This is a genomic window from Actinopolymorpha alba DSM 45243 (genome assembly GCF_000373925.1).
In the GTDB taxonomy this organism is placed as follows: Bacteria; Actinomycetota; Actinomycetes; order Propionibacteriales; family Actinopolymorphaceae; genus Actinopolymorpha; species Actinopolymorpha alba.
This window is the reverse complement of sequence record NZ_KB892766.1, coordinates 53,957-69,765: the sequence shown is the minus strand read 5'-3', so window position 1 is coordinate 69,765 and position 15,809 is coordinate 53,957. Positions and strand designations below refer to the sequence as shown.

Below are 15,809 nucleotides of genomic sequence, written 5' to 3'. Positions count from 1 at the left end.
ATCCGCTCATGGATCCAAACCTGGAACGAAAACCCCCGACCCTACGTATGGACCAAAACCGCAGACGAGATCCTCGACAGCATCACAGCCATTTGTAAACGAATTAAAGGCGACGGACACTAGCCCCGCGATGCCAACCGCACCGCCCACCGCCCACCGCCAGGCCCGCGTTCCATGATCATGAAGCCAGAATGGGCTATGACTCCCGAAACCCTTCATAAAGAAGATCATGATCACGGGAACCGACCGACCCGCACCGCCGCTTCATCGACCCCGCTCGACGCAGACGCCCCGGCCCGCCAGACCAGGACCGCGGCCGAGCCTTCAGTCCACACTGTGGGACCGGAGCTGGCGACTTTCTATCCCCATATAGATAGTAGGGATTATGCGTCGGCATCTTCTCCTCACCTCTCGCCGCGTCATCGACCTGATGCGTGTGGCCAGCGGCCTGTGTCACTGAGGTAGACCGGAACCGCACCTCAGGGCTCCCACCTTTCTTCACACTGAACGACCGCGTGCTCTCGCTTTCGGCGCCGCGTCGTGTCTGCACGTCCGCACTTCCTCGCGCCAGAAGGGATTCCGATGACCTCCCAACTCGTTCACACCACCATCCAGGTGCACCAGGTTTCCAGCAGTCTCGGCGCCGAGATCGCCGGTGTCCGGATCAGCGGCGATCTCGACCCGACGACCGTCACCGACATTCGCCACGCACTGCTGCGCCACAAGGTGATCTTCTTCCGTGACCAACACCATGTCGACGATGCGACCCAGCGCGCATTCGCCTCGCTGCTGGGCACGGTCACCAAGCCGCACCCCACGGTGGCCGGCGACGGTGACGCGGTCCTGCCGATCGACTCGGAGTACGGCAAGGCCAACAGCTGGCACACTGACGTCACCTTCATCGACCGCATCCCCGCCATCAGCATCCTGCGCGCGATCACCCTGCCGCCGTACGGCGGAACCACCAGTTGGGCCAATACAGTTCGGGCGTACGAGAAGCTGCACCCCAGCCTGAAAGCGCTCGCGGACAAGTTCTGGGCCGTACATTCGAATCTCTACGACTACGCCGCCGAACGCGACGAGAAACGCATCGGCGGCATCGATGTCAAGGAGCAGGCCCGCCGCGACGAGTTCCGGCACCTGGAATTCGAAACCGAGCATCCGGTCGTCCGCGTGCACCCCGAAACCGGAGACCGTTCACTCGTACTCGGCCATTTTGTCCGTCGCTTCGTGGGCCTTAACTCCCACGACTCACAGGACCTCTTCCACCTACTGCAGCGGCACATCACCCGGCTCGACAACACCGTGCGCTGGAACTGGCGACCGGGCGACATCGCGATCTGGGACAACCGCGCCACCCAGCATTACGGCGTCGACGACTACGACAGCCACCCGCGCCTGCTGCACCGCATCACCCTCGCCGGCGATATCCCCGTCAGCGTCGACGGCATCCGGAGCACACCGCGCAGAGGAGACGCGGCGCACTTCTCCCCTGTCGCGACCTGACCGGGGTGCGGCGGGCCGGAGTCGGTCGCGGAGCCGGTCCGCCGCATCATCGGCCGAGAAGGTAGCTGAAGGTCTGTCACAACATGTCGAGGCGAGGGCCACCACCGAAGCGGCCTGAAGCTGACCTGAAAGCTCCATAGCGTCGTACGCATGACAACCGATCCGCAGGACCTGCTCCCCTTCCGCATCGAGATCCCGCAAGCGCAGCTTGACGACCTCCACGCACGTCTGGCGAACACCCGCTGGCCGGACGAGCTGCCGGACGTCGGCTGGACCTACGGCGTACCCGTCACTTATCTGAAGGGGCTTGCGGAGTACTGGCGGACCTCCTACGACTGGCGCGAGCAGGAAGCCAGGCTCAACCGTTACCCGCAGTTCCGCACGGTGACCCAGGACCAGCAGATCCATTTCCTCCACGTCCGATCACCCGAGCCCGGCGCGTTCCCCCTGCTTCTCACGCATGGTTGGCCAGGGTCGTTCGTGGAGTTCCAGTTGATGATCGAGCCGCTGACGAACCCTCGCGCGCACGGCGGCGACCCGGCGGACGCGTTCCATCTGGTGATCCCATCGCTTCCCGGCTTCGCATTCTCGGGCCCGACCCGGCGCGCGGGCGACGGGGCCACCCGAAAGAGCGCCGTGGTCCTCGCGGAACTAATGGCGCGCCTGGGGTACGACCGATACGGCGCACACGGTGGCGACGCCGGCTCTCTCATCTCACCAGATCTTGGCCGCATCGACACCAAGCACGTGGCCGGTGTGCACATGAACGGCCCGATCACGATCCCAGCCTGGGACGCGGACCCCGCGACGTTCCCTGAGGACGAGCGCGAAACTCTGCAGAAACTGCAGAACTGGGCCGAGGAAGGCGCCGGCTACGCAGGAATCCAGGGGGATCGCCCACAGAACCTCGCCTACGGGCTGACCGACTCACCGGCTGGACAGCTGGCCTGGATCGTGGAGCATTTCAAGCATCTGACCGACCCGGCCCGCGAACTCCCTGAGGACGCCGTTGACAAGGACCAGTTGCTCACCAACGTCAGCCTGTACTGGTTCACTGCGACCGCGGGCTCGTCCGCGCGGTTGTACAAGGAATCGACCGACTGGGGCACTCCGAAGGAGAGTTCAGGTGTTCCGACCGGGATCGCGGTCTTCCCCTGCGATCTCACGCTGCGCAGCATTGCCGCGAGGGAGAACAACCTGGTGCACTGGTCGGAGTTCGACCGCGGCGGCCATTTCGCGGCGATGGAGGCGCCGGAACTGCTGACCGGCGATATCCGCGAATTCTTCCGGACGCTCCGCTGAGCAAGAGCGCGTCAAGGGCGGACTTGGAGCCCCAAGGGCCCGTAGAGGTCGGCCAGGTCGTCAAAGTCCTCGAGTGTGGTGGCGTACACCCACCGGTAGTGGCCGGTCGCCGCGAAACGTCGTCCGAGCTGATCAGCTTCGGACCGCCCGAGGAGCCGACGCAGGGCGTCGAGTTCCTGCCAGCAGACAATCACATGAAGGTACGTGGAGTACGCGCTCCGGCAGCCATCTGGATAGCCGACAGGCACGCTCGGATATCGCCGTTCCAGCTCATCGATGATCAATCCCTGCACGACATCACGCCGGTCGCTACAGAACCAGTGCAGCTGCTCGTGCACGTATCCGGCGAGAAGATAATCACCCCGGTTTCGCGTGTTGAGAGTGAGCACCGGGTGGCTGTGCGGAATCCGGGTGGCTTCGTCGATGAGTACATCAGTCGTGAAGCACCACGGCGTCAGATCATAGGTTGCCAACAACGCCAATAGCTCGACCTCGGTGCGTCGTTCGGCATCTGTGCCCGTCGCGATGCGGATTTCTGGTGTCAAGAGCCCTGCTCCCAAACACTTCAGCCCAGGCGGGCTGGCGTTCTACGGATTCTCCTCAGCCATCAACGTACGTACGACTGCGCTCAGCCGGCGCTGATCCTTGCTGGGCAGCCTGTTGATCAATCCATCAAGTCGCGCCGTCACCTCGCGGTGGGTCCGCATCGCCAGCTCCGTGCCTTCGCTCGTGAGTTCGACCCAGGTGGCGCGCCGGTCGTCGGGGTCCCGCGTGCGGACGGCGAGGCCGCGGCGTTCGAGGCGATCGACCAGATTGCTCAGGCTCGACTTCTCCAGCACCATCAGCTTGCCCAGATCGGTCATGCGGACCCGGCCGCGCACGATGACCGCACACATCAACTCGACCTGCTGCTGGGTGAGTTTGTGGGCCCGCCCAGCGCAGCTGAACAACTGCAGCACATGATGCGACAGTGCGACCAGTGACGTCGCCAGCTCCGCTTCCTCAACCGTTTCGTTCATCCCGCCTCCGCGAGCCCAGGCTAGCGGCCTTGCACATGCGTCGAAAATTAGTTCATGATGTGAACCATACACGACATGAACTCATGGAGTCGCTCGATGACCGATCGAAAAGTGTGGTTCGGGTTCGGACTGGAAGCCGGACTCGGCACCATCGACACGCTGCTCGCCCACGCGAGCCAGGCCGACCGTGACGGACTCGACCTGGTCACCGTCTCCGATCACCCGTACCTCGCCGACCGGGTGGACGCGTACGCGGCACTCGGAGTCGTCCTTGGGCGTACGAAACAGATCGCCGGGGCAGTCAACGTCACCAACGTGCCCACTCGCCCCGCTCCCATGCTGGCCCGGACGGTCACCTCCCTGTCCGCGCTCTCCGGCGGGCGCGTCGTCCTGGGGATCGGCGCGGGTGGTCTGTGGGACGACATCGCCAGACTGGGCGTTCCACGGCGTTCACCGGCAGCGGCGGTACGCGCGATGGAGGAGGCGATCGTCGTTGTCCGGATGCTCTCCGGCGGCGGCGGTCCGGTCACCTTCGACGGGGAGTTCCACCAGGTCCACGGGCTGACGCCGGCGGCCGTTCCGACCCCGCCGATCTGGACCGGCTCGCTCGGCCCGCAGTCCCTGGCGGTCACCGGAAGGGTCGCCGACGGCTGGATTCCCGGCCACTCCGCAGACTGGCTGAGTGCGCGAGTCGCGCGGTCGCGCCCGCTCATCGACGAGGCGGCCACCGCAGCCGGCAGAGCTCCCGCCGACGTCGCGACCGTCTACAACTTCCCTGGCCGGATCACGACGTCCCCGCTACCCACCACCCGCGACGCCGATGGGCGCTGGATCGGTGGCTCGCCTGAGCAATGGACGGACGAACTCGTCTCTGCCGTACGCGACCATGGCGCGGCGGGGTTCGTCTACTTCCCCGTCTCCGATGGCACCCCTTCCGACGTCGCACTCAGCAGGTGGGCGCGCGACATCGTGCCCGCGGTCCGCGAAGCACTCCAGAAGGGCTGATTCACCAGCGGTGAAGCGATTACGAAGCGCCGGCGGGGTCGTGGTCAGGGCGTTCCAGTCCCTGGCGAACCTCCGCGAGCCGCTCGTCGTTCCACTCGATCATGGGGTCGGGTTCGAGGAAGGCAACGGCGATTCCGACGATTCCCATCGCTGGCTGTGACCACTCGGTCAGCCGGGTCGTTCCGAACGGCCTCGCCGGAGCCCGCCACGTCGCCAGGTCGGGAGTGGACAGCGCAGTGAGCACCAGGCCGCGCATGGTCGCGCTGGCCAGACCGGCATCGCTCACGGTCGTGTTGGACGGGTCAGGCGCTCCGGGCCACCGAAGTCCTCGACGACGAGCTTCTTGTGGCGGATGACGGCGCTCATGACCACCCCCATTCAGCGAACGGATATCAATGACATGTCACTCGATCCCAAGAAGCACGGGACACTAGGGTTCGGGTGTGGACGAGGTGCTGGAGTTCGTGATCGCGGTCAAGTCCGCTCACCGGGAGATCAACCGGCGGTTCGGTGAGGCCCTACGCCCGCTCGACGTGACGGTCGTACAGGCGGAAGCGATCCTCATCCTGTCCGAGACCGGTCCGCTGACCGTCAAGCAGCTTGGGGCCCACCTCGTCGCCGAGTCCGGCAACCCCAGTCGGCTCGTCGACCGGCTCGCCGCGGCTGGAATGGTGAGCCGGCGGCCCGCCGCCGGTGATCGCCGCCGGGTGGAGCTTGTCCTGACCAGCCGGGGCCGCCGGCTGGCGACGCGCATCCGCCGAGCCCGACAACCCCTGCTGGACTGGGGCCGCGAACTGCTCGACGGCCAAGGATTAAGGACCGCGACCGCCACCCTGAATCAGCTACTCGCTCAGCCCTGAACGCGCGACGTTACGCCTCGGGCTCGGCGAACCATTCACGGCCGAGTAGTAGTCCGAAGATCGGTACCGGCAGGCGGGTGAGGACGCGCATGAGAACGGCGATTCTGCCGCTTCCGTTCACCTCGGAGCGGTGCGCCGCGAGCGCCGCCTGCTTCTGCCGGGCGAAGGGGCGGACGTTCACGCGGTGGGTGATGGCCGAGGACGGGCTGTACGCGGTGCATAGTGCGGCGTCGTCGAAGCGGAGCGGAATACGCAGCAGGCGGATGAGGCGTGCCAAACGCATGACGACCTCTCGCGGCATGGTCGCCTCCAGTACGCGTCGTACTCCCGCGAGTTCCGCGGCGCGCCTGCCGACCTGGTGCACTTTGACGTGGTCGCGGTGCCCGTAGCCGCCGTTGGGGTCGTAGCTCAGGAGTACGTCGGCGTTCTCCTCGCGCAAAATGGCGGCGAGTCGCTCGGCCGCCTCGTCGGTGGCCGCACGGACGAAACGGGTCCGGTCTGGCGGGTCGGGGTAGAGAGTCTGGCCGTGCCCGCTGTCGGCGTACCCCAGATGCTCCACGCGATGTGCCCCCAGAATGGCCGCACTCGCACGTAGCTCCTCCAGGCGCTCGGTCCCCTGCGGCGGGACTGGCCCCATCAGCCCGTCGCAGGCCACCACGATCACTACCCGATGCCCTTCCGCGGCAGCGCGGGCGATGGTCCCGCCGGTGAGGAGCGTTTCATCGTCAGGATGCGCATGAAATGCCACCACAGTCGCCATCGCCAGATTATTGATCGCTGGGCTGACGCCCACCCAACAGGCGCCCCGTGCCGGGCCCCGTCCGTGCCGTCGGCTCCCCGCGCCTCGCTCGGTGACGACGCGCTCGCGCTTCGAGAGTCCAGCAAGTTGAGGTCTGCTGGACACCTCGTGTTCGAATTCCAGCACTACCGTCCGGCGCGTGTAACGAACTGTTCGACGGTGACAGCTACGTCTCCACCGGACAGCCGCCGCACCCGGCTCATCAGGCCGGTTCCACAGACACCCGCACGGGGCGGCTTATCGGAAGGAACCCATGCGCACCACCACCAGAAGCCGGCTGGTAGCCGCGGCGTCGACCATCGCCGCAGTGGCCTTGTCCGCCGGCACGGCTTCCGCGGCCCCCGGCGGTTCGACCGGACCGAGCAGTAGCGACGCGCCGTACTTGGTACGACACACCCCCGGCGTCACCTTCACGTCGGTACTCACCACCGGTAACGCGGTCGGCGGCTACCGCATGGCCGGGATCCCCGACGGTCTTGGCGCCTACGACAATGGCGACGGCACGTTCACCGTGCTCATGAACCACGAGCTCGCGAACAACGCCGGCGTCCGACGCGCGCACGGCGGCGCGGGCGCCTTCGTGTCGAAGTGGGTCATCGACAAGAAGACCCTCGAGGTGAAGTCCGGTAAGGACCTGATCCAGAAGGTCTTCCTGTCCTCCGGAGGCGCGTTCACCGAGACCCCCGGAGTCGTCTTCAACCGCTTCTGCTCGGCCGACCTGCCCGCGGCGAGCGCGTTCTACAACGCGTCCACCGGCAAGGGGTACAACGGCCGCATCTTCACCAATGGTGAGGAGACGAGCGGCGGCCGCGCCTTCGCGCACGTCGTCGACTCCGGCGAAAGCTACCAGCTCGCCGACCTTGGCACGGCGTCGTTCGAGAACGTCGTCGCCAACCCCGGGACCGGCGACAAGACCGTCGTGGCCGGCACCAGCGACGCGGGCGGCGGCGGTATCTACCTCTACGTCGGCGACAAGAAGACCACCGGCAACCCGGTGGAGAAGGCGGGCCTGACCGGCGGTCAGCGCTACAGCATCTCCGTCGCGGGCCTGGCCACGGAGGACGGCGCAAAGCCGGTTCCTGCCGGTCCGCAGCCCTTCACGCTGGCTACGTCCGGGGGCACGGCCTGGGACCGCCCGGAGGATGCCGCGTGGGACCCGAAGAACCCGAATGACCTCTACTTCGCGACCACAGGGTCGATGGACAAGCACAGCCGGCTGTGGCGGGCGAGGTTCAACGACATCACCGACCCCACGAAGGGCGGCACCGTCGAACTGCTGGTCGAAGGTCCGGCCGGCGGCACGGGCGGTCCGCGGATGATGGACAACATCACCGTCAACGACCGCGGCCAGGTCCTCATCCAGGAAGACCCGGGTGGTAACCCTTACCTTGCGGGGGTCTACCAGTACGACATCGCCACCGGCGTGATCCGTCGGATCGCTGACCACGATCCAGAGCGGTTCCTGCCCGGCGGACCGGTCTTCGACACCGTCGACGAGGAGTCCTCGGGCATCATCCCCGCGCCATTCCTCGGCGCCGGGAAATATCTACTCGACGTGCAGAACCACACGAAGCTCACCGACGGTGAGCTCGTCGAGAAGGGTCAGCTGCTGGTGCTGAACGTCCCACCGGCCCAGCCCGTCCGCTGATTCCGCAGCGTTGATTGGTGGCGGGGTGAGCCGATCGGCTCACCCCGCCACCGGCTTTTCACTTCTCCGAGGCTCATCGAGGCCCGGCCAACCTCGATGGGCGGCCCAGTCGTCAGCGAGAATTGCCATGATGCCGGCGTCGATCCAGGCCTCGTCCCAGCGCAGAGCGTGACGTTTGGTTCCCTCATAGACGAAGCCGACCTTCTCATAGACGTGTCGGGCCCGAGGGTTGAACGCGAAGACTTCCAGATCGACACGGTGCAGGCCGATGGTCTCGAAGGCGTACGCCAACACAAGCCGAGTCGCTTCGGTGCCCATCCCGCGTCCCACCGCATGAGCGCCGATCAACGCGATCCGAAACGAGCACGATCGGTTGTCCCGATCGAGCTGCGTCAGGACCACTTCACCGACGTACCGCCCCGTGGCCCGCTCCACGACAGCGAGATCGAGGCGGTCATCCCGCTCGCCCCGGGTCGCATACCACCATTCCAGCCGGTCCCGGTTGAACGCCGCATGACTGCCAGTGAGGCGTACGGTCTCTGGATCGGTGACCATCTCAGCCGCACTGTCGACGTCGGCCACACTGACCGGACGCAGCAGTACGAGGTCGCCAAGCAAGGTCGGTTTGGTGGCGAGCGTGACGACGTTTGACATGGGCACCATCCTGCCTTGGTACTCCGGACCAACCAGGAACGTCGCCGCGTATGGCGCGCTTGGCGTCTGGCTCACGCAGGTGGAGGATGGCCAGCCATGTGACCGCTGCTGACCGTTGATCGCCGGGCCTCGCCGGAGTGTTGCCGACGGTAGGCACCGGGTGCGGTTCCGAAGGCCCGCTTGAACGCGTTGGCGAACGCGAACTCCGAGGCATAGCCCACCCGCTGGGCCACCGAATGTAGCGAGATGTCGGTCTCGCGGAGCAGGCGTGCCGCGGTCGTCAGCCGCCACCAGGTGAGGTAGGCGAGCGGTGGTTGCCCGATGAGCATCGTGAACCGGCGGGCGAACGCGGCCCGGGACAACCCGGCTTGAGCGCCAAGGCTCTCGACTGTCCAGGGGTGCTCGGGGCTGCGGTGGATCGCACACAACGCCGCGCTGACCACGGGATCCCTGAGCGCGGCGGCCCATCCGCTCGACTCGTCGCAGGGCTGGTCCTCCGTCCACGCCCGAAGGATGTAGAGCAGCAGCATGTCGAGCAACGCCGGCACCACCGCGTCGGATCCTGGGCGGGGATCCTCGAGTTCGCCGCCCAGGAGGTCGATGGCCGCCCGGAGCGAAGGATGATGGCCGAGCCGGGCCGGGAGATGGATGACCTCGGGAAGGTCCTGCAGCAGCGGATGAACCCGCGAACGGTCAAGCCGGTACGCCCCACAGAGGATCACGGTGGATGCCCCGGCGCCGTTCGGCTGGCCCGCTGCGGAACCGTTGGTGGAGCCGTACGGCTGGTCCGGCCCGATCGTGATCGTGTGCCCCTCCGGCTGGCACGCGTCTTCTGCCGGGTCCGTGGCGGCGAGAGGGGTCGTGGGACTGTCGGCCAAGCCGTGCGGCGCGCCACGCGGTAGGAACACCACGTCTCCGACGCCGAGCGGGATCGGGTCGCCGTCGGCAGGGATCAACACCGCGGACCCTTGGAGGATCACGTGGAAGCCCGCACCCTGAACGGGGGCGTACGAACGGCCCCACGGAGCACGGCACGCGACCAGGAACGACCGGGGCTCTCCGGTCCGCATCGCCGTGATCACGTGGCTGAGGACGTCCATGGCGGCCAGAGTACCTTCCCCGCGTCCTTCCAGGCCGACCAGACGAAGACGCTGACGTATAGTCCGGAGACTTCTACGCATGGGACGTCTTCGTCACCGCTCGTACGGTCGGGACTCATGACCAAAGTGGGAATCATCATCGGAAGCACCCGTCCGGGCCGGAACGGCGAGGCCGTGGCCCGTTGGGTCCACGAGCTCGCGAGCCAGCACGGCGGGGCGGAGTACGACGTCGTCGACCTGGCGGAGTTCGATCTCCCGCATCTGGACGAGGCCGTCCCGGCGGCGGCGGGACAGTACGCCCATCCGCACACCCAACGCTGGGCGGACGCCGTACGCGCACTCGATGCGTTCATCTTCGTCACGCCCGAGTACAACCACTCGATGCCGGGTGTGTTGAAGACGGCCCTCGACTTCGTGTACGCCGAATGGAACCACAAGGCGGCCGGTTTCGTCGGCTACGGCGTCGACGGCGGCATCCGCGCCATCGAGCAGATCCGGCAGGTGATGGCCCACCTCAAGGTGGCTGACGTGGGACCGCAGGTGGCGCTGTCGCTGTGGACCGACTTCGTGAACCTCAGCGAGTTCCAACCCGACCCGCGGCACGAGGCGACGCTCAAGACGATGCTGGACGAGGTACTCAGCTGGGCTGAGGCACTGCGCTCGGTGCGAGCTGGGACGTTGGCGCAGCCAGTCGCCTGAACTCACCCGCCGCGCGCTCCGTGGACCAGGCACTCACCGCCACCCCTGCCGCCGAGGCCTGGTCCACAAGCGTGTCGTCGAGATCAAACAGGACAGCGCGCAGCACGTGGTTCACGAATGGTCCTCGAATGCGTCGGCGACAGCATGAAGCTGCGAGACGTATTCTCGCCACCATTGCTCATTCCCGACGTCGGCCACGTCGGTGCCGGCACGCCCGTCGATGAGCTCGCGCACGATGTCGATGTGCCCGGCGTGCCGGAGGGTGTCGTCCAGCATGTGGATCAGTATCGCGCCGAGGGTCGTCTCCCGCATCGTCTCGTCCCACCAGGGCACCGATCCTGGCGCGTCAAGGTCGAGGCTGGCGACAGTCTCGTCAGCGTGGGCGCAGGCCCGACGGTAGAAGCCGAGGATGTAGGCACTGGACTCATCGGCGCGCGCCCACATGTCACCGTTGTGCCAGACCGAGCCGTCCTCGTTCCAACGCATCGGCTCGGGCGCCGGGCGTCCGAAGACCTCACCGAGGTAGCCGTACTCCAAACTTCCAAGGTGCTTCACAACGCCGAGCAGATTGGTGCCGGTCGGTGTCATAGGTCGGCGTAGCGAGTGCTCACCCAGCCCGGTCAGCTTGCCCAGCACGCTTCTCCTGGCATCTTGCAGAGACCGGTGCAGCGCGTTCTTGATCATCGTGATCTGTTCGGTCGCATCCATGATCGGATCCCTCCGCCGTGGTCGCGGTCACCCTAGACCGCGATAGCGACAGAGAGCTGCAACGACAAGGCGTCGGGAACGATCTCCGGCCCCATTCCGCTCCCCAGAATCAGACACCCGACAGCTGGCGGCACTGGCTGGGACAAGTGCGCTAGGCCGCCTACGTATGCCAGTCCTCTATGAGTTGAAGAAGTCGGCGCGTTAGGTGGTCTCGCTCGTCCGGGGTGCAAGAGGGGGCGAAGTGTGGCCAGGCGAACAGCAGGAGGTTGATCTCGGCTGCGACCACAGCGGGGCGCAACAGAGCGAGATCGATGTCGCGATGTGTGACGTACTCGCGCAGCATCTCGTCGTACGGCACGTCGGCACCATCAACGCCAGCGCGGGACCAGAGGAACGCCAGCTCGCCGGCAGGACATCCGACTCCGGCTACCTGCCAGTCCGTCCACACGATCTGCGGGCCATCGCGCAGCAGGTTCTCGACGTGGCAGTCGCCGTGGAGGAAGCTGTCCGGTATGGCCCTGAGTGCTTTCGCCAGGTCGTCCGGGGCGTCGAGGAACGGTCGTACGCTGTCGGCCGCGTCAGTCTTGGACCAGTAGTTCTCAGCAAGGTCAGTTGGTGGCTGGTAAGGAACCTGCCGGTGCCATGGTTGATCGATCCAGGGAGCCTCGTCAGGCGGCGGCATCGAGTGCAGCGCCGCCAGTTGCCTTGTCACCTCAAGCCACGATGCCCGGCCCCAATCCCGCGCAGGCAGTGCGGAGGCGTGAGCAGACAGTAGTACCGCGGTGAACTCCTCGTTGTCGGCGGACCGAAGCAGCCTCGGTGTCGTGACCGGCACCCGGTCGGCCAGCGTCCGATAGAAGGCGAGCTCTCGCCTGGCGTTCTTCTGCCCGTAGCCGGCAGTGGTCACCTTCAGCACCGCTTCGTCTTCGTCGATCTGCACGCGATAGACACCTGACCCAGACGCGCCGCCCGACAGGTTGATGGCCTCGACATCGCCATCCAATCCCACGGAACGCATGACGCGGACCAGCTCGTCGTCGAGCATTCAACGCTCCCATCTGTGAGAGTCAGCTACAGCGTCGTCGTGGGCGACAACAACTCGCCCGTGTTGGATCAGGTGCCTGTCACTCCCGCGCCAGTTCCGATCCACTCCTCGCGACAACCGGCGACGTCGACAACGTATCGGGTTGATGCACCTTGGAAGGTTCAGCTATCGGGACCCTCGTGTCCGAGCCTGTTGACTGAGCAAAACCCTGCAATTGCAGTTGAAGGAACGTGTTGAAGTCACCTCGTGATGGGTGCGGCCCGTCGACCCCAGCCCGACCGACGTCTACTTCATCGGCGACCACCGACCCACAGCCCATCAGGCCATGCTGTCGTGTCTCGGGTGATGCTTAAGAGAGGGTTGCCATCGCGAGTGCCACCGTCGGCTGCATGTCGAGTCCAGCTTCGGTGCGATCGCTGGCCGCGACGTCCACGGCGCGGTTCAGCCTTCGACATCCGCGAAGTAGCGAGCGACGTCGTAGTTGGCAACAAGGCGTGCCAACCCGAGCGGCGTCTGTCCCGACTGGTTCCGTGCCAGCGGGTCGGCTCCGTGGGCCCGAAGCAACTCGATGACCTCGCCGCGTCCGCGGGAGTTGATGACGGCCGTGAACAGCGGCGTGTTGCCATAGCAGTTCCGGGCGTCGACAGTTGCGCCTGACGCCAACAACTCCCGCAGACAGTCAACGGCGTACTCCTGGGCGGCGAAGTGGAGAGGAGTGAACCCGTGGGAGTCGGCCGCGTTCGGGTCGAGGCCATCGTGGAGCTGACGGCGTACCTCAAGGACCTCGTTGTTCAGGGCGCAGTAGTGCATCGGTGTCCGTCCAGCAAAGTCCATATGCGCCTCGCAGCTCGTCCAACGCTGTACTTCTCTGCCGTACACCACGGCTCTCCCTCTGGCGACCTGGCCTTGGTCGGCGCCCTCGGCTCGTGTGGTGGTGGCCAGTTTGGATGCGCCGTTGGGTTACCGGACCGGTGCGGCCTGGCGAGGCTGCGAAGATCGCCGGCATGGCTGAGCTGCGCGAGCTTCCGAGTACCCGACTGGTCCTGATCAGGAACGGCATTCAGCGCTACCACGAACCCCCACGCCTGATCGACCACGACGACCTGGGGTTGTCAGACGAAGGCCGCCGAATGGCGGAGCGGTTACGGGATCGGTTGGCTGCTACCGGGGAGCTGGCCGGCGCTACCCGCCTGCTGTCCAGCAACGCGCGTAGATGTATCGAGACCGCGCAGGTCATCTCCCCTGCCCTCGGGAATCTGCAACCGGAGTCCGACTGCGGGTTCTGCGAGCCGCATGCGGGTGAGTGCGAAGGCATGGTCGTCGAGGAGTGGCTCGCCACACTTGGCGAGGAGCGGAAGGCGAACTGGTCCCCTTACGCCCCTAAGTCGCCGGGCGGTGAGTCCTACCGCGTGGCACTTGAGCGCGCCGCCAGGGCATTCATCGAGACTGTCCTGGCCAACAAGGGTGGGACCGTTGTGATCATCACCCAGACCGTGCCGCTGCGGGCGAGTCTGTGGAACTTTCTCGGCCTTCCGTTCCACGCGTCCTTCCTCTATCCAGAGATCACCGACACCGGAATCACCGAGTGGGTCGCCGACGGCTGGCTACCCGAGCAGCTCCAGATGAAGGCTCGACTAGTTCGGTACAACGACCACGCCCACCTTCTTCCGGGTGCCTGGGGGTCGCCCTAGACCAGGGATTTGGTCATCGGCACTGGGTCCCATCTCGGGTGACGCTTGGCAGTCGTGTCTCGGCTGATGCTTGACACTGGCCCGGTTCGGCAGCCTGAGTCGATGTACGTGCCCTTGCCACGGTGGTATTTCAATGTAACTACTGTGTGAGGGCATGGACTGGTACAGCTGGCATGACGGATACGACGGTCCGTCGGGTGGCCGACTCCAAGTGGTCCAGACTCAGATCGACGCTGCGCTGGCCACGATGACCGAGAGCCCGATCCGTGTCATCAGCATTTGCGCCGGCCAAGGTCACGACATCGTTGGCTCGCTTCAACGATTCGATCGCCGCAGGGATGTCGAGGCACTACTCGTCGAGCTGGACGAGCGCAACGTCGAAGCAGCTCGACGACGAATCGCCGACGCGTCCTTGACAGGTATCAGGCTGAAAGCCGCCGACGCCGGCGTTACTGACGTCTACAAAGGGATGGTCCCGGCAGACCTTATCCTTGCCTGCGGCGTGTTTGGCAGCCTCACCGACCAGGACATTGATCGGACTGTCGGACTGCTACCAACCCTGTCGTCGCCCAACGCGCAAGTCGTCTGGACAGCAAACCGTGCCGCGCCTGGACTCTGGGACACGGCCCTCACCGCGTTCGACCGGCATGGCTTCCGCGAGGTCTGGACCACCGACCGAGCGGAGGAACGATTCGGCATCGGTCGTCACCGACTCACAACTCAGCCCCGGCCTTTTGAGCCAGGCATGCAGATGTTTTCCTTTGCGGATGAGGACACCCTCGTGCGAATCGGCCGGATCAGCACCTAACCAGCGCCCGGTTGACGATCCGATTCATCCCGGCGGACCATCGCCGTCTTGTTCTTCGGGACCACGATGGCGATCGGGATCGGCGACCGCGGCACTGAGACACGACATTGGTCAGGCCATGGCTGGCGCTGCGCCAGGAGTTCGGGGAAGACGGTTTGCAGGACGCAGAACTCGTTACCCCAGGGGTTGCGCATGACCCAGAAGTCGTAGCCGTGTTCTTTCTGGTGGTCGTAGCGGGTCTCCCCAGGGCTTCGAGACGTCTGACCACGGCTTCCACGTTGTCTGTCTTGAGGGTAAGCAAGGGACGTTCGGGGGCACAGCAGGGGCATCGCCAGCAATTCGGCGTGTGCTGTCCGAGCAAGAGATGTCAGGCTGCTGTGATGGTGACAGTTAGAGTCGTGGAGCCCGAAGACCTGCCGGTCCTGTGGGCGATGGCCGTGCTGCCTCACATAGGCGCTACCGCCGATCCATCAGTCCCGATCCCACTGCCCACCGCTTGCTCTGCGCCGGAACAGTTCCCCGACCTCGCCGATCCGTTCTCCACCATCCTCGGGGTGGGTGGTGACTTCTTCGTGGCCGAGACGGACGGCCATCTTGTCGGCATGGCAGGGTTCCGCCCGACCAGCCTCCCGGCCCGGGTCGAGGTCGTGCATGTACGGGTCCACCCAGCCCTGCGACGACGCGGGATCGGCCGCGAGTTGATGACAGCAGTGGAAGCTGGAGCGGCGCGGCGCGGGTTCAAGGAAACATGGCTCGACACGGCCACGAACATGCCCATTGCCATGTCCTTCTACGAAGGCCTCGGCTACATCGAGGTGGGCCGCGAGACCCGGCCAGAATGGCACTGGACGCTCGTGTACTACGTCAAGCAGCTGCCGGCATCTGGGCCGAGGGCAAGCCAGTCGCCGGTTGAGGATCTACCCGCGGTCTGAAGAGTCGGAAAGAACTCGGGCACTCCAGGGCTC

The 15,809-nt window shown here is 65.7% G+C and carries 18 protein-coding genes and 1 pseudogene; 10 read left to right on the top strand and 9 right to left on the bottom strand.

The genetic code is table 11. The annotated features are described in order from the left end of the window. From B141_RS49515 to B141_RS0122385, 3 genes and pseudogenes are all read left to right on the top strand, one after another. Positions 1–123, top strand: a pseudogene (locus B141_RS49515) (IS630 family transposase); the annotation flags it as partial. Between the two features lie 459 nt (positions 124–582). Further along, the gene (locus tag B141_RS0122390; protein ID WP_020577424.1) at positions 583–1,506 is read left to right on the top strand and encodes a TauD/TfdA dioxygenase family protein; all 924 of its coding nucleotides are present in this window, start codon (positions 583–585) and stop codon (positions 1,504–1,506) included. A gap of 150 nt (positions 1,507–1,656) precedes the next feature. Then, on the top strand, positions 1,657–2,808 hold the full coding sequence (locus B141_RS0122385) for an epoxide hydrolase family protein (protein WP_020577423.1): 1,152 nt from the start codon (positions 1,657–1,659) through the stop codon (positions 2,806–2,808). 11 nt (positions 2,809–2,819) lie between these two features. On the opposite strand, the gene B141_RS0122380 is transcribed toward B141_RS0122385, so the two are convergent. Next, positions 2,820–3,353 carry a hypothetical protein gene (locus B141_RS0122380; RefSeq protein ID WP_020577422.1) on the bottom strand — a complete coding sequence of 178 codons (534 nt, stop codon included), beginning with the start codon at positions 3,351–3,353 and terminating at the stop codon, positions 2,820–2,822. A gap of 42 nt (positions 3,354–3,395) precedes the next feature. Beyond that, on the bottom strand, positions 3,396–3,827 hold the full coding sequence (locus B141_RS52305) for a MarR family winged helix-turn-helix transcriptional regulator (protein ID WP_020577421.1): 432 nt from the start codon (positions 3,825–3,827) through the stop codon (positions 3,396–3,398). Positions 3,828–3,923: 96 nt separating this feature from the next. Between B141_RS52305 and B141_RS0122370 the strand changes: the two genes are divergently transcribed. Continuing rightward, positions 3,924–4,832 carry an LLM class flavin-dependent oxidoreductase gene (locus B141_RS0122370; RefSeq protein WP_020577420.1) on the top strand — a complete coding sequence of 303 codons (909 nt, stop codon included), beginning with the start codon at positions 3,924–3,926 and terminating at the stop codon, positions 4,830–4,832. 19 nt (positions 4,833–4,851) lie between these two features. On the opposite strand, the gene B141_RS0122365 is transcribed toward B141_RS0122370, so the two are convergent. Beyond that, a complete protein-coding gene (locus B141_RS0122365) occupies positions 4,852–5,118 on the bottom strand; it encodes a hypothetical protein (protein WP_020577419.1) in 267 nt (88 codons plus the stop codon). A gap of 157 nt (positions 5,119–5,275) precedes the next feature. Here B141_RS0122365 and B141_RS42140 point away from each other — a divergent pair, with 157 nt between their 5' ends. Continuing rightward, positions 5,276–5,692 carry a MarR family winged helix-turn-helix transcriptional regulator gene (locus B141_RS42140; RefSeq protein ID WP_020577417.1) on the top strand — a complete coding sequence of 139 codons (417 nt, stop codon included), beginning with the start codon at positions 5,276–5,278 and terminating at the stop codon, positions 5,690–5,692. Positions 5,693–5,702: 10 nt separating this feature from the next. On the opposite strand, the gene B141_RS0122350 is transcribed toward B141_RS42140, so the two are convergent. Continuing rightward, the gene (locus B141_RS0122350; RefSeq protein ID WP_020577416.1) at positions 5,703–6,452 is read right to left on the bottom strand and encodes a PIG-L deacetylase family protein; all 750 of its coding nucleotides are present in this window, start codon (positions 6,450–6,452) and stop codon (positions 5,703–5,705) included. Positions 6,453–6,744: 292 nt separating this feature from the next. On the opposite strand from B141_RS0122350, the gene B141_RS0122345 reads away from it, so the two are divergent. Next, positions 6,745–8,139 (top strand): hypothetical protein, encoded by a 1,395-nt coding sequence (locus B141_RS0122345; protein WP_020577415.1) that lies wholly within the window; start codon positions 6,745–6,747, stop codon positions 8,137–8,139. Positions 8,140–8,178: 39 nt separating this feature from the next. Here the strand turns inward: B141_RS0122345 and B141_RS42135 are convergent, their stop codons facing one another. Together B141_RS42135 and B141_RS0122335 are read right to left on the bottom strand one after the other, a co-directional pair. Continuing rightward, entirely contained in the window at positions 8,179–8,868 is a 690-nt protein-coding gene (locus B141_RS42135) for a GNAT family N-acetyltransferase (RefSeq protein WP_237742773.1), read from the bottom strand. Continuing rightward, the gene (locus B141_RS0122335; RefSeq protein ID WP_020577413.1) at positions 8,865–9,893 is read right to left on the bottom strand and encodes an AraC family transcriptional regulator; all 1,029 of its coding nucleotides are present in this window, start codon (positions 9,891–9,893) and stop codon (positions 8,865–8,867) included. Before B141_RS0122335 ends, B141_RS42135 begins: the two co-directional genes overlap by 4 nt. A gap of 117 nt (positions 9,894–10,010) precedes the next feature. Here B141_RS0122335 and B141_RS0122330 point away from each other — a divergent pair, with 117 nt between their 5' ends. After that, on the top strand, positions 10,011–10,592 hold the full coding sequence (locus B141_RS0122330) for an NADPH-dependent FMN reductase (protein WP_020577412.1): 582 nt from the start codon (positions 10,011–10,013) through the stop codon (positions 10,590–10,592). A gap of 111 nt (positions 10,593–10,703) precedes the next feature. Here B141_RS0122330 and B141_RS0122325 read toward each other — a convergent pair whose 3' ends face one another. From B141_RS0122325 to B141_RS0122305, 3 genes are all read right to left on the bottom strand, one after another. After that, positions 10,704–11,300 (bottom strand): DinB family protein, encoded by a 597-nt coding sequence (locus tag B141_RS0122325; protein ID WP_020577411.1) that lies wholly within the window; start codon positions 11,298–11,300, stop codon positions 10,704–10,706. A gap of 160 nt (positions 11,301–11,460) precedes the next feature. Beyond that, positions 11,461–12,345, bottom strand: coding sequence for an aminoglycoside phosphotransferase family protein (locus tag B141_RS0122320; RefSeq protein ID WP_020577410.1), 885 nt, complete (start codon positions 12,343–12,345; stop codon positions 11,461–11,463). 441 nt (positions 12,346–12,786) lie between these two features. Further along, positions 12,787–13,179, bottom strand: a complete 393-nt coding sequence (locus B141_RS0122305) for an ankyrin repeat domain-containing protein (protein ID WP_020577408.1) — start codon at positions 13,177–13,179, stop codon at positions 12,787–12,789. A gap of 170 nt (positions 13,180–13,349) precedes the next feature. On the opposite strand from B141_RS0122305, the gene B141_RS45970 reads away from it, so the two are divergent. The 3 genes from B141_RS45970 to B141_RS0122285 all read left to right on the top strand — a co-directional run bounded on the left by B141_RS45970 (position 13,350) and on the right by B141_RS0122285 (position 15,776). Continuing rightward, on the top strand, positions 13,350–14,036 hold the full coding sequence (locus tag B141_RS45970) for a histidine phosphatase family protein (RefSeq protein WP_085944473.1): 687 nt from the start codon (positions 13,350–13,352) through the stop codon (positions 14,034–14,036). A gap of 154 nt (positions 14,037–14,190) precedes the next feature. Next, positions 14,191–14,844 (top strand): class I SAM-dependent methyltransferase family protein, encoded by a 654-nt coding sequence (locus B141_RS0122295; protein ID WP_020577406.1) that lies wholly within the window; start codon positions 14,191–14,193, stop codon positions 14,842–14,844. Positions 14,845–15,224: 380 nt separating this feature from the next. After that, a complete protein-coding gene (locus tag B141_RS0122285) occupies positions 15,225–15,776 on the top strand; it encodes a GNAT family N-acetyltransferase (RefSeq protein ID WP_040422024.1) in 552 nt (183 codons plus the stop codon). Positions 15,777–15,809 lie beyond the last annotated feature (33 nt).

Excerpts from the sequence above, each read along its gene's own strand:
- B141_RS0122390 (WP_020577424.1), top strand. The coding sequence starts at position 583 with ATGACCTCCCAACTCGTTCACACCACCATCCAGGTGCACCAGGTTTCC.
- B141_RS0122385 (WP_020577423.1), top strand. The coding sequence starts at position 1,657 with ATGACAACCGATCCGCAGGACCTGCTCCCCTTCCGCATCGAGATCCCG.
- B141_RS52305 (WP_020577421.1), bottom strand. The coding sequence starts at position 3,827 with ATGAACGAAACGGTTGAGGAAGCGGAGCTGGCGACGTCACTGGTCGCA.
- B141_RS0122370 (WP_020577420.1), top strand. The coding sequence starts at position 3,924 with ATGACCGATCGAAAAGTGTGGTTCGGGTTCGGACTGGAAGCCGGACTC.
- B141_RS0122350 (WP_020577416.1), bottom strand. The coding sequence starts at position 6,452 with ATGGCGACTGTGGTGGCATTTCATGCGCATCCTGACGATGAAACGCTC.
- B141_RS0122345 (WP_020577415.1), top strand. The coding sequence starts at position 6,745 with ATGCGCACCACCACCAGAAGCCGGCTGGTAGCCGCGGCGTCGACCATC.
- B141_RS0122335 (WP_020577413.1), bottom strand. The coding sequence starts at position 9,893 with ATGGACGTCCTCAGCCACGTGATCACGGCGATGCGGACCGGAGAGCCC.
- B141_RS0122330 (WP_020577412.1), top strand. The coding sequence starts at position 10,011 with ATGACCAAAGTGGGAATCATCATCGGAAGCACCCGTCCGGGCCGGAAC.
- B141_RS0122325 (WP_020577411.1), bottom strand. The coding sequence starts at position 11,300 with ATGGATGCGACCGAACAGATCACGATGATCAAGAACGCGCTGCACCGG.
- B141_RS0122320 (WP_020577410.1), bottom strand. The coding sequence starts at position 12,345 with ATGCTCGACGACGAGCTGGTCCGCGTCATGCGTTCCGTGGGATTGGAT.
- B141_RS0122305 (WP_020577408.1), bottom strand. The coding sequence starts at position 13,179 with ATGGACTTTGCTGGACGGACACCGATGCACTACTGCGCCCTGAACAAC.
- B141_RS45970 (WP_085944473.1), top strand. The coding sequence starts at position 13,350 with ATGGCTGAGCTGCGCGAGCTTCCGAGTACCCGACTGGTCCTGATCAGG.
- B141_RS0122295 (WP_020577406.1), top strand. The coding sequence starts at position 14,191 with ATGGACTGGTACAGCTGGCATGACGGATACGACGGTCCGTCGGGTGGC.
- B141_RS0122285 (WP_040422024.1), top strand. The coding sequence starts at position 15,225 with ATGGTGACAGTTAGAGTCGTGGAGCCCGAAGACCTGCCGGTCCTGTGG.